Source organism: Bacillus sp. P4_D3 (assembly GCF_056401855.1).
The window spans coordinates 1-590 of the sequence record NZ_JBFUIN010001275.1; the positions used below are offsets into that span (position 1 = coordinate 1).

Here is a 590-nt window from a genome sequence, read left to right on the forward strand (position 1 = left end):
TTATAATATAATATACAAATTCCCCACCTGTTTTATAATTCAAGCATCTACTATTAGGAAAAGAGAATATTTTACAATTAATTTACAGCATAAATTTTGTCCATCTTTTAGACGATATGTATTTTGGAGGAGGTTAATTTGATTTTTTCAAAACTCATTGATCGATACGCCTTGTATGATTTGCACAAAAAAAGAAGTGTAAAGTTTCAGTATACTTCTCTTTCTAACACCTCACTATATATAAAGGACATAGAATTTTTTTATAAAGTAAAACCATCTCATATTCATTTTAACATTAAGCATTTAAAACAAGAAAAGGAATACATGATTGGACAATTCAAATATAAAAGCTCGGTTCAATCTGGTGATTCACGCAACGATTCTGTCACTGGAGAATTATTTTTACATGAAAATGAAGATGCACCTCATGTCATCTTTGTTCACGGTTGGAGAATGGATTCTAACGAACGTGTAAAAAAAATATTCCACGACCATATGACCAACTTGAAGTGGAATATGTATTATTTCACTTTACCATATCATTTTGACAGAAAACCGAACCAATCCCTATACAGTGGAGAGTACATGGT

Annotated in this window: 1 pseudogene; it reads left to right on the forward strand. The window is 30.5% G+C overall.

The window, feature by feature from the left end:
* Nucleotides 1-138: 138 nt before the first annotated feature.
* Nucleotides 139-590 (forward strand): annotated as a pseudogene (locus AC1DTM_RS30770) (alpha/beta hydrolase); the annotation flags it as partial.